Below are 26,346 nucleotides of genomic sequence, written 5' to 3'. Positions count from 1 at the left end.
CGGCCCACGGGCCGATTGCCGTGTTGTCAGCGCCGCTTGCGCGGCCTTACGGATTCACATTCGAGGGAGTCGCCAGGCGATGACGAATTGCTGGCAACGTCGCGGCACGACCGGCTATTTCACCGGACCGCTGCGTTACGTGAAGTCGTTCACACAAACGACGGATTCGGGTTCCGGCGCGGCTGAAACCGCGTTGACGACCTGCGCCACCCCGATGGCTTGCGGTCGAGCGCCGGATACGGACAGGATATTCCGCGGCATTTTGATGCTTTCCCGTAGCAAATTGGCTCTGTTTTCGCGAGCACGGCCACGGGGTCGATTGCGATTGCAATCGCCCGCTCGATGCGAACCGGCTCCGAATTATTTAGGGATCGAACCAGCCGGATGATCGGCCTGGCGTCGTCACCAACGTTCCATGCGATTCATGACGCTTGGTCGTTCCCGGAGCCCACCCGCTTCGTGGATTTGCCGGAATTAAATCCGCTTACCCCGTCAAAAATCTGGAGCGGATTATATCCATCAATTTCGAGAAAAACCCTTCAGAAACCGCCAACTTGTGCCGATAAATTGTAAATCATCGTCAATTTAGCCGTTAATTTCGGCTATTTTCAGAAAAATCTTTCATTAGACAAATACGGGATAAATGACGCAATATCTCGTTATTCGATTTGTCTCATTTGATGCTTCAAAACGTCTCATTTAGCGTATTAAGCAAAAAATGTGATTTGAAAATTCGATTCAATCGAAAACAACTGCTTTCGAGAGCGCGTGGATACGCAGTACCCGCTCCGATTGAAGCCGGCACCGCGCAGCAGAAAGAGGCGGGGGAAGGAGAAAGGCGGGGGATCAGGTCAGGGGCGGTTCGATCGGGTACCGTCAGACGGCCGGGTCGTGCGCCTGAGCCGCGCCATGTGGCAAGCACTGACGTACGCGCCGTCGCGCAGCGCGAAGTCCGGCGAGGTTCCCTCGATCCGGAATCCGTGCTTCTCGTACAGTGCGATCGCAGGCTGGTTGTCGGCGAACACCGTCAATTCGATCCGCGTGACGTTCAGCCAGTTTTCCGCCAGGTCGATCGCGGCGGCAAGCAGCCGGCTGCCGATGCCACGCCCGTGATGCGATGCCTTGACCATCATCCCGAACCCCGCGACGTGGCTGCGGCGCGGATTCTGTTCCGGATGAAGCCCGAGGTGGCCGACCACTTCGCCGTCGAGTTCGGCGACGAGGCTGAAGCCCCGCTCGCGAGCCGCCTCGAGGCGCTTCTGCCATTTCTCCAGCGACGGAAACGGCGCCTGCAGCGTGTTCCTGTATACGTCGGGGTGCGCGACGATCTGCCGAATCGCGTCGATGTCGTGCGTCTCGCTGTGTCGGATCGTGATGTTATTCATATCGTGGCGAAGTGGCATGCGGACGCGCCCGCGTCGGGCGTCGCCCGGCATGCGAGGGAAAAACGTCGAGATTATCCGAATTGGCCGATCCGGACAGGGTCGCGCGCGGCCATTTCTGACGCAGTGCGTCATCGGCCGCCGGCAACACCTCGGCAGGCCGTCCGGGCCGCCCGGCCGGCGCCCAACCATCAGACGGATCGCCGGTACCGCCCTCATTTCGCAGCGCACGAAAATGTCCGTGTTTGTCGCCGGTTCGCGTTAAACTCCGTCAAGCTGTTTGCTAAAACGACATCTTCGCCTTAATGGCACATACGACACGAGGATAGGTTCGATGCGCACTTCCGGCTCATCCGGGGCAATGACCCTGCTCACCGAACACGACCCGGCCGACGGCCGCGAACTGCGTTCGTTGCGACTCGAGGCGACGGGCGACGGCAAAAGCGTGCTGCTGATCGAAATCGACGAGCGTAAGCCCGGCATTCATCGCGAGATCCGCTACGAGATCACGCCCGCCGAGCTGATCGCCGCAATCCGCTCGCACGGCGCCGAACTGCCCGGCGAGAACCACGGCGCGGCGTCGCTCGCGCGCAGCTCCTCCTGATCCCGTCCGACCGGTGAGCCGCGCACGCCGCGCCGGCTCACCCTCGCATCCACGTCCCGCCGCTGTCTTGAAAATGGCCGATAATCGGCCCATCCAGCGCTTTCCGCGCGTTCCCCTTTTCGGACAGCCGTCATGCTCCGTGACCTCGTCGCCCAGTACGGGCCGCTTCTCGTCTTCGCCAACGTGCTGGCCGCCGCGGTCGGGTTGCCCGTGCCGGCGATGCCGACGCTCGTGCTGTTCGGCGCGATGGCGATGCTGCATCCGGAGATGATCGGCTCGCAGCTCGTCACGGTGCTCGCGCTGTCGGTGCTCGGCGCGCTGATCGGCGATACGGTCTGGTACGTCGCCGGGCGCCGCTACGGCGGCACGACGCTTAAGACGATCTGCCGACTGTCGCTATCGCGCGACAGTTGCGTGCGGAAAACCGAGCGGTTCTTCGGCCGCTACGGCGTGCGCGTGCTCGCCGTCGCGCGCTTCATTCCGGGGTTGTCGCTCGTGTCGGTGCCGATGGCGGGCGCGCTCGGCACGCGCTACCGCACGTTCGCCGGCTACGATGCGCTCGGCGCCGCGCTGTGGACGATCTGCGGGCTGCTCGTGGGGCTCGTGTTCTACCGGCAGATCGACTGGCTGTTCGCCGGCGCGAGCCGGCTCGGCCATGCGGTGCTGTTCGTGATCGCCGTGCTGCTCGGCATGTATGCGGCCGTGCGCTGGATGCGCCGCCGCGCGCTGATCCGCCAGCTCGCGAATGCGCGGATCGGCGTCGACGAGCTCGAAGCGCTGCTGCGCGACCCGATCGCGCCGGTGATCCTCGACGTGCGTTCCGAAGAACACCGCAAGCTCGACCCGTTCGCGATTCCCGGCGCGCAGTTCGCCGACGATCGTCACGTCGGCGACATCGTTGCGCGCTACCCGCTCACGCAGAAGTTCGTCGTGTATTGCTCGTGCCCGAACGAGGTGTCGGCCGCGCTGATGGCGAAGCGCCTGACCGACGCGGGCTTCCCCCATGCGCTCGCGCTGCGCGGCGGCCTCGACGCGTGGCGCGACACGGGCCGCCAGCTGACGTCGCTCGCCGGCGACACGCCCGCCGCGAACGACCCGGTCGGCGGGCTGCACAAGCCGGCCTGAGCGCCGGCTTCGCGCTGCGCGCCGCAACCGGCGCGCGTCGCTTCGTCGAACCTTCCGCTCAGAACGCCTTCACCGGCACGTTCACGACCAGTCGGTATTCGCGGTTCGTCGCATCCGAAGAGTGCGTCGAGCCGACGTGCCACATCGCGATGAAGGTGACCTTCGTGTCCTTCAGCTTGCCGCTCTGGAACGTGTACGACGGGATGAAGCCGAACTCGTGGTGACGGCCCTGCACCGGTGCGCCGTTGACCCAGTAGATGCTCGACTTGGTCGGATCCTGCGACGCCATCTTGCCGCCGTCCGCCCCCCAGCCCGTCACGCCCCACACCATCGCCTTGAAGCCCGGCAGGCCCGCGTCCTTGCCGTAGAACGTGTAGCGCAGCTGCAGCGACTTTTCGTGCGGCGCGTTGTAGTCGACGTCCATCGAGTTCGCGAGGAAGATGCCGTTCGTCTCGTTCAGGTAGTCGAAGAACTGGTCGCCGAGCACCTCCTGGTAGCCGAGCAGCAGCTCGTGCGGGCCGTGCTGCGCGGCCAGCGACAGGCTGTACGCGTTGCTGTTGATCTCGCCCTGGCGCTTGTCGCCCGTGTCGTGCGTCGAGTAGATGTTCGCGAAGCCCGTCCACTTGACCGTCTTCGGGCTGCCGATGCTGTGCTTGATCGACGCGTAGTACTGGCGCCACACGTCGTCCGCCTGGTTCGCGTACAGCGCGACCTCGCCGTCCGGCGAGTAGTCCCACGTGCCGCCGGCGTAGGTCAACCGGTCGATGCGCGTGCCGCCGTACTGGCTCGTCAGGTTGGTCAGCGTCGTGTGGCCGCGCGCGTCGGTCTTCGTGAAGCTGCCCGCCTCGAGCATCACGTTCTTGAATTCGTTGCTGACGAGCGTCGCGCCCAGGAACGTCGGCGGCAGTGCACGGTTGTCGTGCTGTTCCATGAACGGGTTGTCGACGGCCTGCAGACCGTACTTGACCACCGTGTTCGAGATCCGCGCCTTCACGTCGTAGATGCCCGGATACGCCCACGCGAGCTGGTTCGAGCCGCCGCCGCCCTTCGCGATGTGCACCATGTTGCCGCCGCCCTTGCCGCCGTCGAGCTTCAACGCCGCATACACCGATGCATCGACGCCGAAGCCGATCAGGCCTTGCGTGAAGCCCGACTCGTAGTTCGCCATCGCGCCCTGGACCCACGCATGGCGGTGCGGCCCGCCCTTGTTGTCGAGCACGTCCGCGTAGTTGCGGAACAGGAAGTTCAGATGGCTGTCGGCGATGAAGCCGTTCGACTTCGACTGCGCCGACGGCTCGTCCGGCGGCGTGACGGCCTGCGTGGCCTCGGCGTTGATGATCGCGTTCGGCGTCGAGGCCTGCGCGACCGTCGCACCCGGTGCGGCTTGCGCCACCGTCAGCGGCGCGGGAGCCGCGTCGTCCGCGTAAGCCATGCCCGTCAGCGAGACGCCGGCCAGTGCCGGGAGTCCCCACGCAAGCAGCATCTTCGATGTCGTTCCGATCGTCCTGTATTTAGTCATCGTGGTTCTCTTCTTGTGTTGATGTCGTCTGCGCCGGTCGCGATCCGCTCCCGGTCCCACCCCGGCGCGCCCGGCTAAGGACGCGCCTGTACCCGCGGCGCGAAGATCTTTCGCGCCGCACCTGCCCCTGTCGACCTGCCTGCTTGTTTATCCGGGTATGTCAGCCCGCGCCCGCGCGGATGCACGCGACGCGCGCGGGCGAGCCGTGCCGCACTTCCGGCCGCGGGATGTCCTGCGCGCACGCGTCGATCGCCTCCGGGCAGCGCGTGCGGAACGCGCAGCCCGACGGCGGATTGAGCGGCGACGGCATCTCGCCCGCCAGCAGCATCGGCCGCCGCGCGCGCTCGCGCGCCGGCTCCGGCGTCGGCGCCGCGTCGAGCAGCGCGCGCGTATACGGGTGCTGCGGCGCGCCGTACACGTCGTGCCGCGCGCCGAACTCCATCACGCGGCCGAGGTACATCACCAGCACGCGCTGGCTGATCGCCTTCACCACCGCGAGATCGTGCGCGACGAACAGATAGGACAACGACAGTTCGCGCTGCAGGTCGCGCAGCAGGTTGACGATCTGCGCCTGGATCGACACGTCGAGCGCCGACACCGGTTCGTCGCAGATCACGAGCTTCGGCTCGCCGATCAGCGCGCGCGCAATACCGACGCGCTGGCACTGCCCGCCGGAAAATTCATGGGGATAGCGCAGCAGATGATGCGCATTGAGGCCCACCCGCTCGAGCATCGACACCACGCGGCGCCGCACCTCGGTGCGGCCGATGCCCGGCTGGTGCGTGACGAGCGGCTCGGCGACGATCTGCTCGATCGTCATGCGCGGGTCGAGCGACGCGAGCGGATCCTGGAAGATCATCTGCACTTCGCGCCGCATCGCGGTGCCGCGCAAATGGTTCGGCGCGACCGTCTGGCCGCGCCAGCTCACGCTGCCGGCCGTCATCGGCACGAGGCCGATCAGCGCGCGCGCGAGCGTCGACTTGCCGCAGCCGGATTCGCCGACGAGCCCGACCGTCTCGCCGCGCTTCACGTCGAACGACACGCCGTCGACCGCGCGCAGCGTTCCCTTCGGCGACCACGGATAGCCGCCGAGCGGCACGCGGAAATGCACTTTCAGATCCTGGACGGACAGCAGCGCGTCCGCCGATCCGCGTTGCGCCAGATCGATGTCGCTCATCGCAGCCCTCCGGTCAGTTCCGCCACCGGCCGGTGGCATGCGCGCACCGCGCCGCCGGCGCCGTACGCTTCGAGCGCGGGACGCGCGTTGCCGCAGCGGCCCTCCGCATACGCGCAGCGTTTCGCGAACGCGCAGCCGGCTGGCGCGGTGCCCGGCATCGGCGGGTTGCCCGGAATCGCGACGAGCGGCGCATCGGCGGCGTCGGTCAGGCGCGGCAGCGCGTTGAGCAGGCCGATCGTGTACGGATGCGACGGCGCCGCGAAGATCGAATCGGCCGGCGCGTATTCGACGGTGCGGCCCGCATACATGACCATCACGTCGTCGGCGAGGCCTGCGACCACGCCCATGTCGTGCGTGATCAGCACGATCGCGGTGCCGCGCTCGCGGTTCAGCTCGCGCAGCAGGTCGATGATCTGCGCCTGCACGGTCACGTCGAGCGCGGTGGTCGGCTCGTCGGCGATCAGGATTTCCGGCTCGGACAGCAGCGCCATCGCGATCATCACGCGCTGCCGCATGCCGCCCGAGAACTCGTGCGGATACATGCGGATGCGGCGGGCTGCGTCGGGAATGCGCACCGATTCGAGCGCCTCGATCGCGCGCCTGGTCGCCTCCTTGCGCGACAGCTTGCGATGCAGCTGCAGCGTTTCGGTCATCTGCCGCTCGATCGTCAGGAACGGGTTGAGCGACGTCATCGGATCCTGGAAGATCATCGCGATCCGGTCGCCGCGCACCGCGTTCAGCGCGCGCGTATTCATCGCGAGCAGGTTCTCGCCGCGATAGCGCGCCGCGCCGCTCGTCGTGCCGTTGCCGGCGAGCAGGCCGAGCAGCGCCATCACGGTCTGGCTCTTGCCCGAGCCCGATTCGCCGACGATGCCGAGCGTCTTGCCGGCCTCGAGGGAGAACGACACGCCGCTCACGGCGTCGATCGGCGGCGCATCCTTGCGCGTGAAGCGCACGCCGAGGTTGTCGACTTCGAGTAGTGCAGTCATGTCAGCCTCCGCCGGGCCGCTACGCACTTCGATGGAAGCGCCTGGGGGAGACGGGGGGGCTGCGCCCTCCCGAGCGAACGAAGCGAGTGTGGGGGTCGTTTCATCTCAGCGATCCTTCGGGTCGAGCGCGTCACGCAGGCCGTCGCCGACGAAGTTCACGCAGTAGAGCGTCACGCACAGCATGACGGCCGGGGCCAGCAGCAGCCACGGCATCGATTCGAGTTTCTGCGCGCCGTCCTGGATCAGCACGCCCCAGCTCGTCATCGGCTCCTGCACGCCGAGGCCGAGGAACGACAGCACCGATTCGGTCAGCACGATGTTCGGCACCGACACGGTCGCGTACACGACGACCACGCCGAGCAGGTTCGGCACGACGTGGCGCAGCACGATCGATGCCGGCGACACGCCGATCGCGCGTGCCGCATCGACGAATTCGCGGTTGCGCAGCGACAGCGTCTGGCCGCGCACGACGCGCGCCATGTCGATCCACGAAAACGCGCTGATGGTCAGCACGACGAGCATGAACGAGCGGCCGAACAGGGTCATCATCAGGATCGCGATCAGCAGGTATGGAATCGCGTACATCATGTCGACGATGCGCATCATCACGGCGTCCACGCGGCCGCCCGCGAAGCCCGCGGTCGCGCCCCACGCGACGCCGAACAGGCCCGACACGAGCGTGCCGAGCAGGCCGACCTCGATCGACACGCGGCCGCCGATCAGCGTGCGCACGAGCAGGTCGCGGCCGAGCTCGTCGGTGCCGAACCAGTGCTGGTTCGCCCAGGTCGGCGCGAGGCTGATCGAGCCCCAGTCGCTGGCGGACGGATCGGCCGCGAGCAGCCACGGGCCGACGAAGCACGCGAGCGTGATCAGCACGAGCAGCACGAGGCTCAGCACCGCCGCGCGGTTATGCAGGAAACGGGAGAGGGCCAGCGCGAGCGGCGAGCGCGAGCGCGGCGGCGCGTCGGCCTGCGCGGGCAGGCTGACGACGGGAGTAGTCGGAGTCATCGCTGTGCCTCGCTCAATAACGGATCCGCGGATCGAGCCACGCATACGCGAGGTCGACCAGCAGGTTGAACAGCACCGCGCAGACGGTCGTCAGCACGACGAGGCCGAGCACCAGCGTGTAGTCGCGGTTGATCGCGCCGTTCACGACGAGCTGCCCGAGCCCCGGCAGCGCGAACACCGATTCGGTGACGACCGCCGCCGTGATCGACGTGATGCAGACCGTGCCGAACAGCGACACGACCGGCATCAGCGCGGGCTTGAGCGCGTGGCGCAGCACGATCGTCGAGCCCGGCAGGCCCTTCGCGCGCGCGGTGCGGATGAAGTTGCTCGACAGCGTCTCGATCATCGAGCCGCGCATCACGCGGGCGAGCAGCGACACGTTGATGAAGGTGAGCAGCACGATCGGCAGCAGCCGGTACTGCCAGCCGCCGTCGCCCCAGCCGCCCGCCGGCAGCCAGCCGTTGCCGGCCGACGTCTTCAGCAGGATCGCGAAGATCCATACGAGCACCGGGCCGAGCACGAACGGCGGCACGACGTTGCCGAAGTTGCCGAGCAGCATCACGAAACGGTCGACGAAGCTGTCGCGGCGCACCGCCGCGACGGTGCCGAGCAGCACGCCGAGCCCGATCGAGATCGGAATCGAGATGCCGCCCACGCCGATGCTCACCGGGAGCGCCTTCTTCACGAGATCGTTCACCGACCAGTCGACGTAGCGGAACGACGGGCCGAGATCGCCGTGCACCAGCGCGTCCAGGTAGAGCAGGTACTGCTTCCACAGCGGCTCGTCGAGGTGGTACTTCGCGTTCAGGTTCGCGAGCGTCGCGGCGGACAACTGCTTTTCCGTATCGAACGGTCCGCCCGGCGTGAAATGCAGCAGCAGGTAGCAGACGGTGACGACCGCGAGGATCGTCGGCACCGCCCACAACGTGCGTCTCAAAGCGTAGGCCAGCATGATCGCTCCGCTCAGTGCTTGATCAGGTACATGTCCTGCGAAGCACGCATGTCGATCACGTTCTTCAGCGAGTAGCCGCCGACGTAAGGCTTGACGAGGCGGTCGGCCGAGTACTGGAACAGCGGCACCATCGGCGTGTCGTTCAGCGCGAGGTCGTGCGCCTGCGTGAGCAGCGCGGCGCGCGCCTTGTCGTCGAGCTTCTGGTTGCCTTCGTCGACGAGCGCGTCGGCCTGCTTGTTGCAGTAGCCGACAGTGTTCTGCGAGCTGCCGCAGCGCAGCAGGTCGAAGAACGTCATCGCGTCGTTGTAGTCGGCGAACCAGCCGTCGCGCGCGATCTGCACCTTGCCGTCATGCCGGTCCTTCATCAGCACCTTGAACTCGACGTTCTCGAGCTTCGTGTCGACGCCGAGCTTCGTGCGCCATTCCGACGCGGTGAACAGCGCGACCTTCTTGTGCAGATCGTTGGTGTTGTACGTCAGCGTGAACGACAGCGGCTTCGCGTCCGAGTAGCCGGCCTGCTTCAGCAGGTTCTTCGCGTAGTCGACGCGCTTGGCCATCGGCCACGATGCCCATTCCGGCGTGAACGACTGCACGCCCTTCGTGCCGTTCGGCATCAGCCCGTACATCGGCTTCTCGCCTGCCTGCGTGAGCTTCGTGGTCAGCACGTCGCGATCGACGACCATCGACAGGGCCTGGCGCACGCGCTTGTCCTTCAGCGCCGGATCGCTGTTGTTCAGGTAGTAGTAGTACGTCGCGAGCTGCAGGCCCTGGCGCAGTTCGCCGCCGAACTGCTTGCTGACCTGCTGGAAGATGCCCGACGGAATCGAGTAGCTGTAGTCGATCTGGCCGGCCTGGTACATGCGCATCGCCGTTTCGTCGCTCTCGATCGGCAGGTACGTCACCTTGTTGATCACGACCTTCGGCGCGTTCCAGTACTTCGCGTCCTTCGTGATCACGATGCGGTTGTTCGGCTGCCAGTCGACGAGCTGGTACGCGCCGTTGCTGACGATGTTGCCCGGGCGCGTCCATGCGTCGCCGAACTTCGCCACCGTGTCCTTGTTCACCGGCGCGAGCGGCGCCATCGCGGTCAGTTCCGGGAAGAACGCGACCGGCACGTCGGTCGACACCTCGAGCGTGTACGGATCGACCGCGCGCACGCCGAGCGTCGACGGCGCGGCCTTGCCGGCGATGATCTGCTTCGAGTTCTTCACGAACTCGACCAGGATCGTGTACTTCGAGCCCGTCTTCGGATCGACGAGGCGCTGCCACGCATAGACGAAATCGGCTGCGGTCACCGGCTGGCCGTTGCTCCACTTCGCATCGCGGCGCAGCTTGAAGAGCCACGTTTGCGGCGTCTTGCGCTCCCACGACTGCGCGACGCCCGGCACGACCTGGCCGGCCGCGTCGATGCGCGCGAGCCCTTCGAACAGGTCGAGGCCGATCGTGTTGCCCGTCCACGACTCGATGTGCGCGGGATCGAGCGATTCGACTTCGGCGGGCACCTGACGCGTCAGGTCCTGCTGCGCGGCGAGCGCGACGTTCGACGGGACGGTAACGGCGGATGCGGTTTGCGTCGACAGGGCGAGCGCGGCCAGCACGGCCGACATGGCATGCAAGGATTTCATCGTGACAGTTCAGTGTGGTTGTGCGGTGCGTGTGGCGCGGCGGGACGCCGCGGTTACGCGAGGAACGCTGCAGAACGCAGCGATCGGGGAGGCCCGTGAATCTCGTATCTCATCTTAGTATTCCTTACGTTCCTTTCGACAGATAATCCGTCGCTGGAACGAAGGAATATCCGTGCGTTAGAACAGCCTCGGCGTACCGACCCAGACCACCACCGACTCCACCTTCGCGGTGTTGACCCAGCTGTGCGGGACCGTCGACTGATAGTGCGCGCTGTCGCCGGCCGGCAGGACGAATGTCTTGCCTTCCAGTGTCAGCGACACTTCCCCTTCGATCACATACAGGAATTCCTCTCCTGCATGCGTCGTCACTTCAGACCGCTTCTGACCGGGCGGCATCCGCACGAGGATCGCCTCGAGCTGACGCCCTTCGGTCACGTTCGTCAGCCGCGCGAACAGGTTGGCCGAATCGGCAAACCCGAAGAAGCGCAGCTGCTCACCGCGGCACACCGAGCGCTCCTCGCTCGGCGTGTCGACGAAATACTGCACCGTCACGCCGAGCGCCTGCGCGATGCCGGCCAGCGACGTCAGCGATGGCGACGCGAGTCCGCGCTCGACTTGCGACAGAAACGGTTTCGAAATACCCGCGGCTGTCGCCGTTTCATCGAGCGTGCGTTTCAGTCGTTGTCGCAACGCGCGGATCTTGCTGCCCAGGGCGGCGGCAGCGTCGGCGGGCCGTGTGTTTTCAGTGGGGGGAACCATAGCAGGCCGAAAAGGGGTCGTCAAAAAATGTTTGATGGAAAATAACTAAGTTAGATCGATATAGCTTAGTCTTCGGGTTTACGGACATCCTGGGCGTTGCGCGTATAGGGCTAAACACCCCCCGGCCGAGGCCGGGAAACGCGCTATCTTGCCAGACTCGCCGCCTCCACAGGCAAGCTGCACGCGGCTCTCCGGGATTCTTCGGAGTCGCTTGACAAGAGCTTACAAAGACATGAAGAGACGAATGTTCCTGAAAGCTCCTGACACATCAGGGATTTCCCGGTGTGGCACGGACCTGACGCGTCGACCCTGTAAACGTTACCAGTCGCGCGCCGGCCGCGGCCCTTCGCCGCCCGGCGCGCGCGACGCCTGACCCCGGCAAGGGCCAGCCCGCCCGACTGCCGCCGCCGCCTTCGCGCGCCTACCCGGCCAATGCGTACTGGCGCCAGACCGACCCTCGGCGACGCGTGATCCGCGCCGCCCGCACTCACCGAGATTGATCATGCATTCACCTGTTTCACAAACCCGATCGTTTACGACGGTCTTCCTCATCGAGATGTGGGAGCGCTTCGGCTACTACGGGATGGCCGCGCTCCTCGTCCTCTTCATGGTCGACAAGCTCGGCTTCACCGACAGCCACGCGAACCTGACCTGGGGCGCGTTTACCGCGCTCGTCTACGCGTCGCCGTCGATCGGCGGCTGGATCGGCGACAAGGTGCTCGGCGCGCGCCGCACGATGATCATCGGCGCGGCCGTGCTGTGCGCCGGCTACCTGATGCTCGCGGTGCCGAACGACCAGCTCGCCTACATGTACACGTCGCTCGGCGTGATCGTGGTCGGCAACGGCCTGTTCAAGGCGAACGCCGCGAACCTCGTGCGCCGCATCTACGAAGGCGACGACGCGCGCATCGACAGCGCGTTCACGATCTACTACATGGCGGTCAACATCGGCTCGACCGTGTCGATGCTCGCGACGCCGTGGATCAAGGACCACTGGGGCTGGCACACCGCGTTCGCGGTCTGCTGCGGCGGCATGCTGCTCGCGATCCTCAACTTCGTGCTGATGCACCGCACGCTCGCGCACATCGGCTCGCAGCCCGACGACGAGCCGATCCGCTGGAAGCGCCTCGGCGCGGTCGCGGCCGGCGGCGCGGCGCTCGCGCTCGTCACGCTGTACGTGCTGCAGCACAAGCAGCTCGCGGTCGCGAGCGTGTGGACCGCGGCGTTCGCGATCCTCGCGATCTTCGCGTACATGATCGCGAAGTCGGAGCGCTCGGAGCGCGCGGGCCTGATCGCGGCGCTCGTGCTGATCGGCCAGGTGATCCTGTTCTTCATCTTCTACGTGCAGATGTCGACGTCGCTCACGCTGTTCGCGCTGCGCAACGTCGATCCGCGCTTCATCGTGTTCGGCACGACGCTGTTCACGTGGAGCGCCGCGCAGTTCCAGGCGCTCAACCCGATCTGGATCATGCTGCTGAGCCCGCTGCTCGTGCTCGTCTACAACCAGATCTCGAAGCGCGGCCACGATTTCCCGGTCGCCGCGAAATACGCGCTCGGCTTCGCCGTGGTCGCGCTCGGCTACCTCGTGTTCACGATCAGCGGCCGCTACGCGGTGGACGGCCGCGTGTCGTCGTGGTTCATGGTGTGGGGCTACGGCCTCTACTCGCTCGGCGAGCTGCTGGTGAGCGGCCTCGGCCTCGCGATGATCGCCCGCTACGTGCCGGCACGCATGAGCGGCTTCATGATGGGCGCGTACTTCGTCGCGACCGGCGTGTCGCAGTACCTGGGCAGCGTGGTCGCGAACTTCGCGCAGATGCCGTCGCACGACCTGCCGGCGACCGAATCGCTGCCGCTCTACCTGTCGCTGTTCGAGAAGCTCGGCTGGCTCGCGGCGATCGGCATGCTGCTCGCGCTGCTGCTGCTGCCGATGATGAACCGCCTGTCGCGCCAGCATCAGCGCTGCGTGGAAGAGCGCCGCGAAGAGGCGGCGCAGGCGCCGGTGGCCGCCGCGGCTCAGTAATATCCCTTGGCGTGCGGCATGCACGCCACATTCTCCTGCCGCGCGCGGATGCGCGTCCTACACTGGATTCAGGGAGCGCATCCGACGAGACGCGCGACAGGCAGGAGAAACAGATGAAAAGCAAGACGACGCGGCTCTTGAGGGTGCTGTCGGATATCCGGCATGCGCAGCGCTGCCGGGCGCTGCGCGCCGCGAAGGCGGCCGCCGAGGCGGACGCGGTGCTCGCGGAACGGGCCGACGACGCCGACGACGCGCGCAGCGAAGCGGACACGGACGACGCGCCGCACCCGCCCCGCTCCCGTATCGGCTCACCTCACTAGGCGCGCACCCGCGCCGCACAGGCCGGGATTTCCGCGACACCGCGCGGCTCAGGCAGCCGCACTGCGCCCTCGCGCCATCCGCATTCCCGCACTCGCCAGCGCCATCATCAGGCCGAGCGCGCATGCGTCCGCGGCCAGCCCGACGCCGACCGCGTGCGGCAGGCGCACGCCCTGCGCCGCCGGATGCAGCAGCGAAGCGTGCGCGACGCTCAGCGCGCGGGCAGCCGCCGCATCAGCATCGCGCTGTGCCACGCGGTGAGCGCGACCGCGACCCAGATCGGCCCGTAGGTCGCGAGCTTCGCGACGGTGAGCGTCTCGCCGAGCAGCAGCAGCGACACGGCGACGAGCAGCACCGGCTCGACGTAGCCGAGGATGCCGAACAGCACCATCGGCAGCATCCGGCTCGCCTTCAGGTAGCTCGCGAGCGCGAGCGTGCTGAGCGCGCCGAGCCCCGGCAGCAGCACCGCCCACAGCACCGGGCGGCTCGCCACCGGCGTCGCGCTCGCGGCGACCGTCGCGAGCGCGACCGGGCACAGCAGCGCCACCTCGAGCGCGAACGCGGCCAGCGAATCGGCGTTGATCCGGCGGCGCAGCACGAAATACGGCGGATAGCCGAGCGCGACGACGAGCGTCGGCCACGCGAACGCGCGCGTCGCCCACACCTCGTGCGCGACGCCGAGCGCGGCGCACGCGATCGCCGCCCATTGCAGCGGATCGAGCCGTTCGCGATAGTAGAAGCGGCCGACGAGCACCATCGTCAGCGGCAGCAGGAAATAGCCGAGCGACACTTCGAGCATCCGCCCGTGCAGCGGCGCCCACAGGAACAGCCACAGCTGCAGGCCGAGCAGCGCGGCGCTCGCGGGCAGCGCGATCCACAGGCGCCAGTCGCGCACGAGCCGCCCGAGCAGCGCGACGAACACGGGCCAGCGGCCGCGCAGCGCGATCAGCGCGAGCGCGCCCGGCGCGGTCCACAGGATCCGCCACGCGAAGATGTCGAGCCCCGTGAGCGGCGCGAGCAGCTTCGCATACGCGGACAGCAGCGCGAACAGCATCGACGCCGCCACCGACAGCGCGATGCCGCGCCCGGCCTCCGGATACCCCGTCATCGCGCGCTCACTGCTGCTGGAAGCGTTCGTAGCGCTTGTCGGTATGCCGTTCCTCGAACGTCACTTCGGTCACGCGCGCCGCCGGCGGCCCGTGCCGCAGCCACGCGAGCATCCGGTCGATCTGCGGGCCGGGGCCCTGGATCATCGCCTCGACGCTGCCGTCCTCGAGGTTCGACACCCAGCCGCGCAGCTTCAGCGCGTGCGCCTCGCGCACCGTCGCATGGCGGAACCCGACGCCCTGCACGACGCCGCGCACCCGTACGTAGTAGGTCTCGATCCGTTCGTCATGTTCGTCGCGGCTCATCGTCGTCGCCCTCCAGTTGCTTCCGGTTGCATCCAAGCCCGGCATTGTAGTCGGGTCGGCGGCGGGCTGTCAGTGCCGGCGGGCGCGCCGCTCCGCCGTCGCCGCGCGCGCCGAACACGTACAATCTCGCACGACGCACAACTGCCGCGCGGCCCGCGCGCGGCCACAAGGACTTGCATGACTGATACCTCCCGCGATCTCGTTCTGGTCACCGGCGCATCCGGTTTCGTCGGCTCGGCCGTCGCGCGCATCGCGCAGCAGAAGGGCTATGCGGTGCGCGTGCTCGTGCGCCCGACCAGCCCGCGCACGAACGTCGCGGGCCTCGACGCCGAGATCGTCACCGGCGACATGCGCGACGAGGCGTCGATGCGCAGCGCGCTGCGCGGCGTGCGCTACCTGCTGCACGTTGCGGCGGACTACCGCCTGTGGGCACCCGACCCGCTCGAGATCGAGCGCGCGAACCTCGAAGGCGCGGTCGCTACGATGCGCGCGGCGCGCGCCGAAGGCGTCGAGCGGATCGTCTACACGAGCAGCGTCGCGACGCTGAAGGTCACGAGCGCGGGCGACCCGTCCGACGAGAACCGGCCGCTCACGCCCGAGCAGGCGATCGGCGTGTACAAGCGCAGCAAGGTGCTCGCCGAGCGCGCGGTCGAGCGGATGATCGCCGACGAGGGGCTGCCCGCGGTGATCGTCAACCCGTCGACGCCGATCGGCCCGCGCGACGTGAAGCCGACGCCCACCGGCCGCATCATCGTCGAGGCGGCGCTCGGCAAGATGCCCGCGTTCGTCGACACGGGCCTGAACCTCGTGCACGTCGACGACGTCGCGCACGGCCACTTCCTCGCGCTCGAGCACGGCCGGATCGGCGAGCGCTACATCCTCGGCGGCGAGAACCTGCCGCTGCAGCAGATGCTGGCCGACATCGCGCAGATGACGGGCCGCAAGGCGCCGACGCTCGCGCTGCCGCGCTGGCCGCTCTACCCGCTCGCGCTCGGCGCGGAAGCGGTCGCGAAGTTCACGAAGAAGGAGCCGTTCGTCACCGTGGATGCGCTGCGGATGTCGAAGAACAAGATGTACTTCACGTCCGCGAAGGCCGAGCGCGAACTCGGCTACCGCGCCCGGCCGTATCGCGACGGGCTGCGCGACGCGCTCGACTGGTTCCGCTCGGCGGGCTACCTGAAGTGACGTGACGCGGGCGGGAGGCGGCGGAATGCTGCGCTGCCGACGCCCGCGCGTTGTTCCCGCGCCACGCGCTGCGCCGCGTGCGTCGCCCCCCTTTTTCCCCCGAAATTCAGGCGCGGCGCCTCCACAGGCGCGCGCGCCCAGACGCTGTGCCTGCACTTTGTTACACGTCGCGCGCGGACCGGCATCGGCGCAGCGGGTAAAATCGCGGGTCTTACGTAGAGAAAGCACGCATGAACCTGAACGATCAGATCGATGCGCTCATCGCCGGCGTCGATCAGCTCCTCCATGATCACCGCGCCGCCCAGCAGGCGGCACGCAGCGCCGACGCGTTCGCGCGCGCAGCCGCGGCCGAGGCTGAAACGGCCGCCCAACGTCATGCCGCAGCCGAGACCGAAGCGCAGGCTGCCGCCCAGCGCCATGCGCAGGCCGCCGCCGAGGCCGAGGCCGCGCTGAAGCGCCACACCGAAGCCACCGCCGAGGCGCAAGCCGCCGCGCAGCGCCACACCGAGGCCGCCGCGCAGGCCGACGCCGCCGTGCAGCGTCACGCGGAAGCGACCGCGCTGACGGAAGCCCTCGCGCAGCGCCACGCGGATGCCGAAGCCGCGTCGCAACGCCATGCGGCCGCGATCGCCGAGGCCGAGGCCGCCGCGCAACGCCACCACGCCGCCGCCACCGAGGCGGACGCCGCCGCGCAGCGCCATGCCGCCGCGACCGCGGAAGCCGAAGCGGCCGCGCAGCGTCACGCAGCCGCGATCGCCGAAGCGCAAGCCGCGTCGCAGCGCCACGCCGACGCAGCCGCGCAGGCGGAGGCCGTCGCGCAGCGCCACACCGAAGCCGTCGCCGAAGCCGAAGCCGCCGCGCAGCGCCATGCCGAAGCAACCGCGCAGGCGGAGGCCGTCACGCTGCGCCACACCCAGGCCGTCGCCGAAGCCGAAGCCGCCGCGCAACGCCACGCGGAAGCAACCGCGCAGGCGGAGGCCGTCACGCAGCGCCACACCGAAGCGATCGCGCAGGCCCAGGCTGCCGCGCAGCGGCACGCCGAGGCCACCGCGCAAGCCGAAGCGATCACGCAGCGCCACACCGAGGCACTCGCGGAAGCGGAAGCCGCCGCGCAGCGTCATGAGAAGGCCATCGCCGACGCCGAGGCGCTCGTCGAAGCCGTCGTCAACGGTGCGGTGTCGGTGGATACCGTGGAAGCCGGCGAAACGGTGGAAACGGTGGAAGCCGTCGAAGCCGTCGAAGCCGCGGACGCGCCGGAAGCCGTCGCCGCGCCGGCCGCTCACGGCCCCGCGGCAACCGAAGCGGCAACCGAAGCGGCAGCCGAAACCGCAGCCGCAGCCGCGCAGCCGGAATCCGCGCCGGCGGCCGAGGTAGCGGCCGACGCGCCCGCCGTGCCCGCCGCGTCAGCGAACAAACCGACGCTGCACGTCGCGCGCCCGTCGCAGAACGAGATCACGCTGACCGTCAACGGCGAATCGATCACGCTCCAGCCCGAGCAACTGGGCCAGCTGATCGAGGAACTCGCGCACGCGCGCGCGTCGATGGAGCCGGAGCCGCCGCCGGGCATCCCGGCCGGCTGGCGGTTCGTGTCGACGAAGAATCCGATGATGGCGGTGCAGAAGCAGGCAAACGGCGACCGCTTGCTGGTCGCGCGCCACACCGGCTACGGCTGGGTGCCGTTCACGTTCTCGCCGGACGTGGTGATCCAGATGTACATGATGCTCACCCAGCGATAAGCGCGGGGCTGGGCCATCGAGGGGCGGCATTGCGCCGCCCCTTTTAGTTTCCGGCCGGCCCGCGTCGCGGCCCCGGCTCGAATCCTCAGCGGTCGACCGGCGCCTGCACGCGCGCCTTCCACTGCCCGCCCTTGCCGCGCCAATAGCGCCACGCGGACGCGAAGGTCGCGCCCACATAGAACGCCGCGATGAGCGGCAGCGCGGGCGCCCACCACGGCGAGCGCCGGTAGTAGCGCAGCATCGGCGCATACGCGGTGCACATCGACGCCCACGCGAGCCACGCCGGCCATGCGCGCGCGCCGTACGCGAGCGCCGCGACGGGCGGCACGAGATAGATGATCGTCATGCCGAGCAGCGTGCCGGCCAGCAGCACCGGCGAATAGTGGAGCTGCGTGAACGCGGTGCGCGCGATCATGTTCCAGATGTCGCGCCAGCTGTCGTACGGGCGCAGCGACACGCTGCGATCGGCGAGGTCGAGCCGGATCGGGTGGCGGCCGTCGCCGCGATGCTTGATCTGCGCGGCGAGGCTGCAGTCGTCGATCAGCGCGTTGCGGATCGACTCGATGCCGCCGGCCTCCTCGAGCGCCGTGCGCTTCACGAGCATGCAGCCGCCCGCCGCGCCGGCCGTCTTGTTGCGCGGATTGTTGATCCACGAGAACGGGTAGAGCTTCGCGAAGAAGAACACGAACGCCGGGATCAGCGCCTTTTCCCAGAACGAATCGCAGCGCAGCCGCACCATCAGCGATACCAGGTCGCGCTGCTCGGCCTGCGCGCGCGTGACGAGCTGGGCGACGGCATCCGGCGGATGGCCGATGTCGGCGTCGGTCAGCAGCAGGTAGTCGGCCGGCAGGCCGAGCGTGTGCACCGCCGCGATCCCCTGCGACTGTGCCCACACCTTGCCCGACCAGCCCGCCGGCAGCGGTTTCGCGGCGAGCACGGTCAGGCGGTCGGCGCGGTTGATCGCGAGCGCCGCCGCGCGGGCCGCGTCGGCGGTGCCGTCGTCGCTGTGGTCGTCGACGATGATCAAGTGAAATGGGCCGTCGTATGCCTGTTCGAGCAGCGACGTCGCCGCGCGGGCGATCACGTCGGCCTCGTTGCGGGCCGGCACGACCGCGACGACGGCCGGCCAGCCGGCCTCCGCCGCCGCGCCGCGGGCTTCAGGCGGCAGCGGCCGCGCCGGCTGCGCGCGCCAGAAGCCGCCGCGCGCGGCCAGCAGGACGATCCAGATCACGAGCGACAGGCAGGACAGCAGGAAAGCGATCACCAGCATCATCGGCACGCCCCCCATCGTGCGCCGCCCAGGCGGGCGCGCCGGCCGGCCGCGGCGGGCGCCGAAACGGCAATCGGGGTCGGATTGAAAACGCCGGGAACGGCGCGGAACGGGTCGTGGGAGTCGACGGTCATCGCGAGGCCTTGAAAAATGCTCGACGTCAGGCAACCGAAAGGTTGCCGGCGAAACCGCCTAGTTTACTGGGTTCCGCGCGCGCGGGCGCCGACGCGCCCGTCCCGCGATTGCAACACGATTGAAACGGCACCGAAGCAAGGACTGGCCGATAGGGTTAAAATGCGCGATTAATTCGGGGTGCCGGGTCGTTCCTTCCTGCATTCATAACATCAAGTCGGGGCGATCGAGCTGGCATGCCGGCTCCCTCGAACCCCGCGTCTGTCGTCGGAGTTCGCTCAATATGCGAGTCATCCTTGCCCAGCCCCGCGGCTTTTGTGCGGGGGTTGTCCGTGCGATCGAGATTGTCGATCGCGCGCTGCAACAGCACGGCGCGCCGGTTTATGTGCGTCATGAGATTGTCCATAACCGGCACGTCGTCGAAAATCTGCGTAATAAAGGGGCGCGATTCGTTGAGGAACTCGACGAGGTGCCCCACGGCGCTGTCGCGATCTTCAGCGCGCACGGTGTCGCCCAGACGGTCGAGCGCGACGCGCAAGCGCGCGGGCTCGACGTGCTCGACGCCACCTGCCCGCTCGTCACGAAAGTGCACGTGCAGGGCCGCCAGTACGTCGCGGCGGGCCGCCGGCTGATCCTGATCGGCCACGCGGGCCATCCGGAAGTCGAGGGCACGATCGGCCAGATTCCGGGCGAGGTGACGCTCGTCCAGAGCGAGGCCGAGGTCGACACGCTGACGCTGCCGGTCGATACGCCGGTGGCCTACGTCACGCAGACGACGCTGTCGGTCGACGACACGCGCGGCATCATCGAGGCGTTGCAGCGCCGGTTCACCGACATCGTCGGGCCGGACACGCGCGACATCTGCTACGCGACGCAGAACCGCCAGGCGGCGGTGCGCGAGCTGAGCGCGGAGGTCGACGTGCTGCTCGTCGTCGGCGCGACCAACAGTTCGAACTCGAACCGCCTACGCGAGATCGGCACCGAAAGCGGCGTGCCGAGCTACCTCGTCGCCGACGGCTCGGAAGTGAAGGCCGAATGGTTCGCGAACGCGACCACCGTCGGGCTGACCGCCGGGGCGTCCGCGCCCGAGGAGATGGTCGAAGATGTAATCGGCGCGCTGCGCGCGCTGGGGCCCGTCGAGGTCACGACGATGGCGGGCCGTGAGGAAAAAGTCGAATTCAAGCTGCCGGCGAAGCTCACGCAAGCTGTCGCCCGCGAAGTTTAAGGAGGACAACTCTTGTCTATTCCGCTGCTCCAACAAGCCCGTGTCGGCGCATACATCATGCGCCAGCACCTGTCCGGCAACAAACGCTATCCGCTCGCGCTGATGCTCGAGCCGCTGTTCCGCTGCAACCTCGCGTGCAACGGCTGCGGCAAGATCGACTATCCGGATCCGATCCTGAACCAGCGCCTGTCCGTCGAGGAATGCCTCGAGGCCGTCGACGAGTGCGGCGCGCCGATCGTGTCGATCGCCGGCGGCGAGCCGCTGCTCCACAAGGAGATGCCGGAAATCGTCAAGGGCATCATGAAGCGCAAGCGTTTCGTGTACCTCTGCACGAACGCGCTGCTGATGGAAAAGAAGATGGACGACTACGAGCCGAGCCCGTACTTCGTCTGGTCGGTCCACCTCGACGGCGACAAGGAGATGCACGATCACTCCGTGTCGCAGGACGGCGTCTATGACAAGGCCGTCGCGGCGATCAAGGAAGCGAAACGCCGCGGCTTCCGCGTGAACATCAACTGCACGCTGTTCAACGATGCGATCCCCGAGCGCGTCGCGAAGTTCTTCGATACGCTCAAGCCGATCGGCGTCGACGGCATCACGGTGTCGCCGGGCTACGCATACGAGCGCGCGCCGGATCAGCAGCACTTCCTGAACCGCGACAAGACGAAGAACCTGTTCCGCGAGATCCTGAAGCGCGGCGAAGGCGGCAAGCGCTGGTCGTTCAGCCAGTCGTCGCTGTTCCTCGACTTCCTGGCCGGCAACCAGACCTACAAGTGCACGCCGTGGGGCAACCCGGCGCGCACGGTGTTCGGCTGGCAGAAGCCGTGCTACCTGGTCGGCGAAGGTTACGTGAAGACCTTCAAGGAACTGATGGAAGACACGAACTGGGACAACTACGGCGTCGGCAACTACGAGAAGTGCGCGGACTGCATGGTCCACTGCGGCTTCGAGGCGACCGCCGTGCTCGACACGATCGCGCATCCGCTGAAGGCGTTCTCGGTGAACCGCAAGGGCATCAAGACCGACGGCCCGTTCGCGCCGGACATTCCGATCGACAAGCAGCGCCCGGCCGAGTACGTGTTCTCGCGCCACGTCGAGATCAAGCTCGATGAAATCCAGCGCGCCGGCAAGGGCAAGCTGCAAAAGCCGGCGAAACCGGCCGCAGCGGCTTAAGCCCGCGACACGACGCGATGCGCACGGCGGCCCCCGCCGCGCGCATCGGCCCCGCCAGCGGGCCATGTGAAAAGGGTGCGACGGAACGAATCCGTCGCACCCTTTTCTCTTTTGCGGCGTCGGGCGCTCAGGCCGCTGCCATCGCGATGCCGCGTGCTTCGTGCTCGCGCATCCTCGCAACGGCCAGCGCCAGCGGCGCGCGCACGCCGCTCGCCGCGAACGCGCAGACATGGCGCCACAGGTCGGCAAGCCGCACGCGCGGCAGCGTCGCGACACAGGTGTCGTGTGCGGTCAGCACCCGTTCGAGCGCCGCGCATTCGTCGTCGCGCAGCGCCCACGCCGCGCCGTCGGCCGCGCGCTGCGCACAGGCATCGAGCACGCGTTCGGCCTCGAGGCACAGCTCGACGCTCGCGGCCTGCTTGCGGACATCGTCGAGCGACACGAACAGCAGATACACGCTCGTGCGCAGGCGCAGCAGCAGTTCCTCGTGTCCGCAATTGCCGCGCAGCGCGACGAGCGCCATGTGGCATTTCAGCGAAATGTCGCGCACGTGCGCAGGCGGCAACGGCAGCAGCCACTCGCGGGTCAGCGGCCGGCGACCTTTGGTCTTCTTCGCAGGCTTCATCATTCAGGCTCGGCAGGAAGGTAGGCGGCCCGCGCGGCGCGCGGGCGCGGTGAGCGTCGCGCCATGCCGACGCGGCGCGGGCATGCGCATCAGAACGTGTTCTCGCCCTTCAAGTAGTACGCGGTCTTCACGAAGAACGCCTTGACCGGGTGTCCGCCCTGCGCGTCGCTTGCCGCCTGACGACGGGCGGCGGCCCGGCCGGCGCGCCGTGCGCGATGACGGCCAGCTCGTTTACGTCGGTGTCGCTCGATCCGCCGACGGTGCTCGTCTGCATCAACCGGCAGGCCAGCATCCACGCATCGATCACCGGCCGCCGGCGCTTCTGCGTCAACGCGCTGCAGAGCTGCCACGCGCCGCTCGCGCTCGCGTGCAGCGTGTCTGGCTCCGACGCGCGCTTCGCGCACGGCGCGTGGCGCATCGACGCGGCGACGGGCCTGCCGTACCTGGAGAACGCGCAGACGTCGTTCTTCTGCGACACGCTCGAACAGTTCGAGGTGGGCTCGCATTCGATCCTGGTCGGCGAAGTGACGCGCGTCGCGATGTCGGACGACATCAACCCGCTGATGTACGTGAACGGTGCGTTCGCCGGCATTCGCGCGCTGGCGCCCGACGCGGCGCGTACGCCGTCGCATGCCGGCGCGCACGAATGAGCGCGCCGCCGCGCGTGTCGCATGCACCCGTGCGCCGCGCATGATGCGGCGCGCAATCGATGCGTGCGCCGCACTGACGCCAGGCGGTCGTGCCGTGCACTACCATTGCCCGGCATGCACTTGGAGAACTCGATGGCACCCGACCTGAATCTGCTGATTTCACTGGACGCGCTGCTCGAGGAAGGCAGCGTCGTCGGCGCGGCGCGGCGCATGAACCTCAGCCCGCCCGCGATGAGCCGCACGCTCGCGCGCATTCGCGAGACGGTCGGCGATCCGATCTTCGTGCAGGCCGGCCGCAAGATGGTGCCGACGCCGCGCGCGCTCGCGCTGCGCGGCGTCGTGCGCGAGGCGGTCGAGCGCGCGTCGCAGCTGCTCGCGCCGAGCGCCGAAGTCGACCTGCGCACGCTCGACAAGCAGTTCAGCGTGCGCGCGAACGACATCTTCGTCGGCATGCACAGCAGCCAGCTCCTCGAGGAAATGGCGCGCTGCATGCCGCGCGCGATGATGCGCTTCATGCCCGAGGAAGACGACCTCGACGACGACGCGCTGCGCAGCGGCAGCATCGACCTGTTCATCAGCGCGTCGCGCCGCCTGGGGCCGGAGATTCGCGTGCAGCCGCTGTTTACGACGACGTTCGTCGGGCTCGCGCGCAACCGTCACCCGATCTTCAACGACGACATCACGCCCGAGCGGTTCGCGCGCTGGCCGCACATCGGCGTGTCGCGGCGCGGCAAGACGTCCGGCCCGATCGACGCCGCGCTGGCCGAACGCGGGCTGCAGCGGCACGTGCTGCTCGTCGTGCCGACGCCGTACGCGGCGGTGTTCGCGTTGCAGGAGTCGGACCTGATCCTGCCGCTGCCCGAGCATCTCGCGCGCGGCGCCGTGCGGGCGGGGCTCGGCGTGCGCACCTTCGAGCTGCCGGTGCCGCTCGAAACCGTGCTGATCACCCAGGCGTGGCATCCGCGCTTCCAGAGCGACCCGGCGCATCAATGGCTGCGCCGGGTCGTGCGCGGGCTGTGCACGGGCCCGTCGGCGTTGCAGCCGGCGCAGGCATGACGCGCGCCCGATGCGTGCGCCGCACGCACGCATCGAATGCAAAGACATCACTGTTCTGAACGCAGGCGGCAACCGTAGACTGCCTCCGTCCTTCATCGTGGAGTGCCGGCAGTGCGTGACGCAGCAGACCAGACGGCGGCCGTTTCAATGTCGCCTGCGCGCCTGGGCCGGGCGGCGGCCGCCCTGCTCGCGCGCATCGACATCTTCACGCCGCGCGGCGCGTACGTCGCGCGCTCGATCGCCGCCGCGGCGCTCGCACTCGGCGTCGCCTACCTGCTGGAGCTGGAGACGCCGTACTCGGCCGCGTCCACCGTGCTGCTCGTGATCAACCCCGTGCAGGGCGCGGTGATCGGCAAGGGCGTGTGGCGCGTGGTCGGCACGCTCGCCGGGATGCTCGTCGCGTTCGTGCTGATGGGCTGCTTCGCGCAGCAGCCGGTGCTGTTCATCCTCGGCTTCGGCTTCTGGCTCGGCCTGTGCGTCGCCGGCATGACGCTGCTGCGGCACTTCCGCGCGTCGGGCACGGTAGTGGCCGGCTACACGATCGGCCTCGCGACCTACGGCGCGATGCAGCGCCCCGCGCTGACCTTCGAGCACGTGGTCGGACGCGGCTCGACGGTCGTGATCGGCGTGCTGTGCCTGAGCCTCGTGTCGATGCTGTTCGCGACGCGCGATGTGCGCGCGCGGCTCGAAGCGCTGGTCGCGCGGCTCGCCGCCGCCGCCGCGCGCGCGATCGCGCGCCAGCGCGGCGGCATCGCGGCCGCGCCCGGCGACGACCAGCGGCTCGCGCTGCTGGCCGGCGTCTACGGCATCGACGATCTGCTCGCGCTCGGCAAGGCCGAATCGGAAGACCTCGCGCAGCGCGCGCGCGCGGTGCGGCACGGGATGGCGTCGCTGTTCGGCGCGCTCGCGGGCGGCACGCCGCCGCTGCCCGCCGACAGCCCCGGCGCGCGCGCGATCGCGCTGCTGCAGCCGCGCCTCGAAGCCGCGTGGCAGGCCGCCGCCGACGCGCTCGAGAGCGGCCCGGGCGGCACCGTGCGCGCGCACGCGCTGCTCGGCGACGCGCGCCGGCACTTCAAGGCGGCGCTCGATGCGATCGCGCTCGACGATCCGCGCGACGAAGCGGCGCGCCTGATCGCGGGCGAGCGCCTGCTCGAACAGATCGACGACTTCCGCGCCGCGCTCGAAGGCCTTGCCGAGCTGCAGCGGCCACGGCCGCGCCACCGGCCCGCGCCCGTGCGCTTTCATCGCGACGTGCGCTCGGCCGTGGAGAACGGCGTGCGCTCGATGTGCGCGATCGTGATCACCGGCGCGTTCTGGATCGCGACCGCGTGGAACCAGGGCGACATGATGCTGCTCGTGGTGGCGCCGTACTGCGCGCTGCTCGCGACGGCCGGCAACCCGGCCGCCGGCGCGAAGGCGTTCATCCAGGGCACGGTCGCGGCGGTGCCCGCCGCGTTCGTCTGCGCGTTCGGCATCCTGCCGCGCATCGACGGCTTCCCGCTGCTCGTCGTCACGCTCGCGCTGTTCTGGCTGCCCGGCATCTACGCGACGAGCGTGCCGAAGACGGCGCTCGCGGGCCTCGCGTACCTCGTCGCGTTCAACACGCTGAACGCGGCGACCAATCCGTTCCGGCCCGACCTCGGCCTGTTCCTCAACCAGTCGGTCGCGTGGGTGCTCGCGACGTTCATCACGCTGCTCACGTTCCAGCTGATCCTGCCGCGCAACCTCGCCGCCGACACCGCACGGCTGCGCCGCACGATCCGCGACGACGCGCTCGCGCTGCTCGCGGGCCATCGGCCGGCGGCGCCCGCGTGGCAGCAGCGCCAGCAGCACCGGATCGCGCAGCTCGGCGCGCTGCTCGCGAGCCAGCCGGCCGCGATGACGCAGGCCACCGTCGAAGGCCTCGCCGCGCTGCACGTCGGCAAGGAGCTGCTGCGGATCCGCCGCTTCGTCGCGCACGACGGCCTGCCCGATGCGGCGCGGCGGTGCGCGCGCACCGCGCTCGCGCGGCTCGCCGGCCGCGCGGCGCAGCCCGGGCGCGCGGCGTTGCATGCGCGCCGGGCCGCACGCGCGCTCGCCCGCCTCGCGGCCGCGCAGCCCGGCCGCGACGCCGAGCTGAAACGGCTGATGGCCGCGTTCGCCGACGTGTACGTGCTGCTGCATACGCACGCCGCGTATTTCACCCCCGCTCCGGAGGCCCTTCGCCGTGCTCAGTGAATTCGCCGTGGCGGGCATCTACCTGCCGCCGTTCTTCGTGTATGCGTGCGCAACCGTGCCGCTCTACATGGCCGTGCGCGCCGCGCTCGCCCGCGCGGGCCTGCTGCGCCGGGTCTGGCACCCGGCGCTGTTCGAGTTCGCGGTGTCGCTCGTGCTCGTCTCCGCGCTGATCCTTTTTCTTTAGTTC

25 protein-coding genes are annotated in these 26,346 nt (G+C 68.6%); 12 read left to right on the top strand and 13 right to left on the bottom strand.

Annotated features, from left to right (window positions below; translation table 11 throughout):
- Window positions 1-851: 851 nt before the first annotated feature.
- Entirely contained in the window at window positions 852-1,385 is a 534-nt protein-coding gene (locus tag ABFO07_RS29680; protein ID WP_124491689.1) for a GNAT family N-acetyltransferase, read from the bottom strand.
- A gap of 331 nt (window positions 1,386-1,716) precedes the next feature.
- On the opposite strand from ABFO07_RS29680, the gene ABFO07_RS29675 reads away from it, so the two are divergent.
- On the top strand, window positions 1,717-1,986 hold the full coding sequence (locus ABFO07_RS29675; RefSeq protein ID WP_059565102.1) for a hypothetical protein: 270 nt from the start codon (window positions 1,717-1,719) through the stop codon (window positions 1,984-1,986).
- 132 nt (window positions 1,987-2,118) lie between these two features.
- On the top strand, window positions 2,119-3,111 hold the full coding sequence (locus tag ABFO07_RS29670; protein WP_059565101.1) for a DedA family protein/thiosulfate sulfurtransferase GlpE: 993 nt from the start codon (window positions 2,119-2,121) through the stop codon (window positions 3,109-3,111).
- A gap of 58 nt (window positions 3,112-3,169) precedes the next feature.
- Here the strand turns inward: ABFO07_RS29670 and ABFO07_RS29665 are convergent, their stop codons facing one another.
- The 7 genes from ABFO07_RS29665 to ABFO07_RS29635 all read right to left on the bottom strand — a co-directional run bounded on the left by ABFO07_RS29665 (window position 3,170) and on the right by ABFO07_RS29635 (window position 11,140).
- The gene (locus ABFO07_RS29665) at window positions 3,170-4,630 is read right to left on the bottom strand and encodes an OprD family porin (RefSeq protein WP_081059847.1); all 1,461 of its coding nucleotides are present in this window, start codon (window positions 4,628-4,630) and stop codon (window positions 3,170-3,172) included.
- A 160-nt stretch (window positions 4,631-4,790) separates the two neighbouring features.
- A complete protein-coding gene (locus tag ABFO07_RS29660; RefSeq protein WP_059879330.1) occupies window positions 4,791-5,807 on the bottom strand; it encodes an ABC transporter ATP-binding protein in 1,017 nt (338 codons plus the stop codon).
- Window positions 5,804-6,796: an ABC transporter ATP-binding protein gene (locus ABFO07_RS29655; RefSeq protein WP_059801227.1), complete on the bottom strand. Its 993-nt coding sequence runs from the start codon at window positions 6,794-6,796 to the stop codon at window positions 5,804-5,806. The genes ABFO07_RS29660 and ABFO07_RS29655 overlap by 4 nt, the downstream gene beginning before the upstream one ends.
- A 105-nt stretch (window positions 6,797-6,901) precedes the next feature.
- A complete protein-coding gene (locus ABFO07_RS29650; RefSeq protein ID WP_059801225.1) occupies window positions 6,902-7,804 on the bottom strand; it encodes an ABC transporter permease in 903 nt (300 codons plus the stop codon).
- Window positions 7,805-7,817: 13 nt separating this feature from the next.
- Window positions 7,818-8,756, bottom strand: coding sequence for an ABC transporter permease subunit (locus ABFO07_RS29645; protein WP_059565096.1), 939 nt, complete (start codon window positions 8,754-8,756; stop codon window positions 7,818-7,820).
- Window positions 8,757-8,767: 11 nt separating this feature from the next.
- Window positions 8,768-10,381 carry a peptide ABC transporter substrate-binding protein gene (locus tag ABFO07_RS29640; RefSeq protein ID WP_059907714.1) on the bottom strand — a complete coding sequence of 538 codons (1,614 nt, stop codon included), beginning with the start codon at window positions 10,379-10,381 and terminating at the stop codon, window positions 8,768-8,770.
- Window positions 10,382-10,558: 177 nt separating this feature from the next.
- Entirely contained in the window at window positions 10,559-11,140 is a 582-nt protein-coding gene (locus ABFO07_RS29635) for a cupin domain-containing protein (protein ID WP_059565094.1), read from the bottom strand.
- 502 nt (window positions 11,141-11,642) lie between these two features.
- Here ABFO07_RS29635 and ABFO07_RS29630 point away from each other — a divergent pair.
- Both ABFO07_RS29630 and ABFO07_RS29625 read left to right on the top strand, forming a co-directional pair.
- Complete coding sequence (locus tag ABFO07_RS29630) at window positions 11,643-13,160, top strand: peptide MFS transporter (RefSeq protein WP_185633630.1); 1,518 nt, start codon at window positions 11,643-11,645, stop codon at window positions 13,158-13,160.
- Window positions 13,161-13,273: 113 nt separating this feature from the next.
- Window positions 13,274-13,480, top strand: a complete 207-nt coding sequence (locus tag ABFO07_RS29625; protein ID WP_059801222.1) for a hypothetical protein — start codon at window positions 13,274-13,276, stop codon at window positions 13,478-13,480.
- Between the two features lie 48 nt (window positions 13,481-13,528).
- On the opposite strand, the gene ABFO07_RS29620 is transcribed toward ABFO07_RS29625, so the two are convergent.
- The 3 genes from ABFO07_RS29620 to ABFO07_RS29610 are packed head-to-tail and all read right to left on the bottom strand — an operon-like array spanning window position 13,529 to window position 14,890.
- A complete protein-coding gene (locus ABFO07_RS29620; RefSeq protein ID WP_059889495.1) occupies window positions 13,529-13,732 on the bottom strand; it encodes a hypothetical protein in 204 nt (67 codons plus the stop codon).
- Window positions 13,690-14,586: an EamA family transporter RarD gene (gene rarD, locus ABFO07_RS29615; protein ID WP_059889493.1), complete on the bottom strand. Its 897-nt coding sequence runs from the start codon at window positions 14,584-14,586 to the stop codon at window positions 13,690-13,692. The genes ABFO07_RS29620 and rarD overlap by 43 nt, the downstream gene beginning before the upstream one ends.
- Window positions 14,587-14,593: 7 nt before the next feature.
- Entirely contained in the window at window positions 14,594-14,890 is a 297-nt protein-coding gene (locus ABFO07_RS29610) for an acylphosphatase (protein ID WP_059879305.1), read from the bottom strand.
- Between the two features lie 177 nt (window positions 14,891-15,067).
- On the opposite strand from ABFO07_RS29610, the gene hpnA reads away from it, so the two are divergent.
- On the top strand, window positions 15,068-16,075 hold the full coding sequence (gene hpnA, locus ABFO07_RS29605) for a hopanoid-associated sugar epimerase (protein ID WP_347469205.1): 1,008 nt from the start codon (window positions 15,068-15,070) through the stop codon (window positions 16,073-16,075).
- Between the two features lie 230 nt (window positions 16,076-16,305).
- On the top strand, window positions 16,306-17,811 hold the full coding sequence (locus tag ABFO07_RS29600; RefSeq protein WP_347469203.1) for a phage tail protein: 1,506 nt from the start codon (window positions 16,306-16,308) through the stop codon (window positions 17,809-17,811).
- Window positions 17,812-17,896: 85 nt separating this feature from the next.
- Here the strand turns inward: ABFO07_RS29600 and ABFO07_RS29595 are convergent, their stop codons facing one another.
- Window positions 17,897-19,084, bottom strand: a complete 1,188-nt coding sequence (locus ABFO07_RS29595) for a glycosyltransferase (protein WP_059987160.1) — start codon at window positions 19,082-19,084, stop codon at window positions 17,897-17,899.
- 412 nt (window positions 19,085-19,496) lie between these two features.
- Here ABFO07_RS29595 and ispH point away from each other — a divergent pair, with 412 nt between their 5' ends.
- Together ispH and hpnH are read left to right on the top strand one after the other, a co-directional pair.
- Window positions 19,497-20,438: a 4-hydroxy-3-methylbut-2-enyl diphosphate reductase gene (gene ispH / locus ABFO07_RS29590; RefSeq protein WP_059565087.1), complete on the top strand. Its 942-nt coding sequence runs from the start codon at window positions 19,497-19,499 to the stop codon at window positions 20,436-20,438.
- 12 nt (window positions 20,439-20,450) lie between these two features.
- Window positions 20,451-21,611 carry an adenosyl-hopene transferase HpnH gene (gene hpnH, locus ABFO07_RS29585; protein ID WP_059565086.1) on the top strand — a complete coding sequence of 387 codons (1,161 nt, stop codon included), beginning with the start codon at window positions 20,451-20,453 and terminating at the stop codon, window positions 21,609-21,611.
- Window positions 21,612-21,738: 127 nt separating this feature from the next.
- On the opposite strand, the gene ABFO07_RS29580 is transcribed toward hpnH, so the two are convergent.
- The gene (locus ABFO07_RS29580) at window positions 21,739-22,236 is read right to left on the bottom strand and encodes a hypothetical protein (protein WP_059889627.1); all 498 of its coding nucleotides are present in this window, start codon (window positions 22,234-22,236) and stop codon (window positions 21,739-21,741) included.
- A 149-nt stretch (window positions 22,237-22,385) separates the two neighbouring features.
- Here ABFO07_RS29580 and ABFO07_RS29575 point away from each other — a divergent pair, with 149 nt between their 5' ends.
- The 4 genes from ABFO07_RS29575 to ABFO07_RS29560 all read left to right on the top strand — a co-directional run bounded on the left by ABFO07_RS29575 (window position 22,386) and on the right by ABFO07_RS29560 (window position 26,343).
- Window positions 22,386-22,886, top strand: coding sequence for a flavin reductase family protein (locus ABFO07_RS29575; RefSeq protein WP_347469201.1), 501 nt, complete (start codon window positions 22,386-22,388; stop codon window positions 22,884-22,886).
- A gap of 132 nt (window positions 22,887-23,018) precedes the next feature.
- Window positions 23,019-23,942 carry a LysR family transcriptional regulator gene (locus tag ABFO07_RS29570; protein ID WP_059879271.1) on the top strand — a complete coding sequence of 308 codons (924 nt, stop codon included), beginning with the start codon at window positions 23,019-23,021 and terminating at the stop codon, window positions 23,940-23,942.
- Window positions 23,943-24,053: 111 nt separating this feature from the next.
- Window positions 24,054-26,159 carry an FUSC family protein gene (locus tag ABFO07_RS29565; RefSeq protein WP_347469199.1) on the top strand — a complete coding sequence of 702 codons (2,106 nt, stop codon included), beginning with the start codon at window positions 24,054-24,056 and terminating at the stop codon, window positions 26,157-26,159.
- Window positions 26,149-26,343, top strand: a complete 195-nt coding sequence (locus tag ABFO07_RS29560) for a DUF1656 domain-containing protein (RefSeq protein WP_017330999.1) — start codon at window positions 26,149-26,151, stop codon at window positions 26,341-26,343. Before ABFO07_RS29565 ends, ABFO07_RS29560 begins: the two co-directional genes overlap by 11 nt.
- Window positions 26,344-26,346 lie beyond the last annotated feature (3 nt).

The organism is Burkholderia stagnalis, from assembly GCF_039848545.1.
Lineage (GTDB): Bacteria > Pseudomonadota > Gammaproteobacteria > Burkholderiales > Burkholderiaceae > Burkholderia > Burkholderia stagnalis.
The sequence above is the reverse complement of the archived record's forward strand: the minus strand, read 5'-3'. Positions and strand labels throughout refer to the sequence as shown.

What these genes read in the sequence shown, in the direction of transcription:
- ABFO07_RS29680 (WP_124491689.1), bottom strand. Translation starts at nt 1,385, where the DNA reads ATGAATAACATCACGATCCGACACAGCGAGACGCACGACATCGACGCG.
- ABFO07_RS29675 (WP_059565102.1), top strand. Translation starts at nt 1,717, where the DNA reads ATGCGCACTTCCGGCTCATCCGGGGCAATGACCCTGCTCACCGAACAC.
- ABFO07_RS29670 (WP_059565101.1), top strand. Translation starts at nt 2,119, where the DNA reads ATGCTCCGTGACCTCGTCGCCCAGTACGGGCCGCTTCTCGTCTTCGCC.
- ABFO07_RS29665 (WP_081059847.1), bottom strand. Translation starts at nt 4,630, where the DNA reads ATGACTAAATACAGGACGATCGGAACGACATCGAAGATGCTGCTTGCG.
- ABFO07_RS29660 (WP_059879330.1), bottom strand. Translation starts at nt 5,807, where the DNA reads ATGAGCGACATCGATCTGGCGCAACGCGGATCGGCGGACGCGCTGCTG.
- ABFO07_RS29655 (WP_059801227.1), bottom strand. Translation starts at nt 6,796, where the DNA reads ATGACTGCACTACTCGAAGTCGACAACCTCGGCGTGCGCTTCACGCGC.
- ABFO07_RS29650 (WP_059801225.1), bottom strand. Translation starts at nt 7,804, where the DNA reads ATGACTCCGACTACTCCCGTCGTCAGCCTGCCCGCGCAGGCCGACGCG.
- ABFO07_RS29645 (WP_059565096.1), bottom strand. Translation starts at nt 8,756, where the DNA reads ATGCTGGCCTACGCTTTGAGACGCACGTTGTGGGCGGTGCCGACGATC.
- ABFO07_RS29640 (WP_059907714.1), bottom strand. Translation starts at nt 10,381, where the DNA reads ATGAAATCCTTGCATGCCATGTCGGCCGTGCTGGCCGCGCTCGCCCTG.
- ABFO07_RS29635 (WP_059565094.1), bottom strand. Translation starts at nt 11,140, where the DNA reads ATGGTTCCCCCCACTGAAAACACACGGCCCGCCGACGCTGCCGCCGCC.
- ABFO07_RS29630 (WP_185633630.1), top strand. Translation starts at nt 11,643, where the DNA reads ATGCATTCACCTGTTTCACAAACCCGATCGTTTACGACGGTCTTCCTC.
- ABFO07_RS29625 (WP_059801222.1), top strand. Translation starts at nt 13,274, where the DNA reads ATGAAAAGCAAGACGACGCGGCTCTTGAGGGTGCTGTCGGATATCCGG.
- rarD (WP_059889493.1), bottom strand. Translation starts at nt 14,586, where the DNA reads ATGACGGGGTATCCGGAGGCCGGGCGCGGCATCGCGCTGTCGGTGGCG.
- ABFO07_RS29610 (WP_059879305.1), bottom strand. Translation starts at nt 14,890, where the DNA reads ATGAGCCGCGACGAACATGACGAACGGATCGAGACCTACTACGTACGG.
- hpnA (WP_347469205.1), top strand. Translation starts at nt 15,068, where the DNA reads ATGACTGATACCTCCCGCGATCTCGTTCTGGTCACCGGCGCATCCGGT.
- ABFO07_RS29600 (WP_347469203.1), top strand. Translation starts at nt 16,306, where the DNA reads ATGAACCTGAACGATCAGATCGATGCGCTCATCGCCGGCGTCGATCAG.
- ABFO07_RS29595 (WP_059987160.1), bottom strand. Translation starts at nt 19,084, where the DNA reads ATGATGCTGGTGATCGCTTTCCTGCTGTCCTGCCTGTCGCTCGTGATC.
- ispH (WP_059565087.1), top strand. Translation starts at nt 19,497, where the DNA reads ATGCGAGTCATCCTTGCCCAGCCCCGCGGCTTTTGTGCGGGGGTTGTC.
- ABFO07_RS29580 (WP_059889627.1), bottom strand. Translation starts at nt 22,236, where the DNA reads ATGAAGCCTGCGAAGAAGACCAAAGGTCGCCGGCCGCTGACCCGCGAG.
- ABFO07_RS29570 (WP_059879271.1), top strand. Translation starts at nt 23,019, where the DNA reads ATGGCACCCGACCTGAATCTGCTGATTTCACTGGACGCGCTGCTCGAG.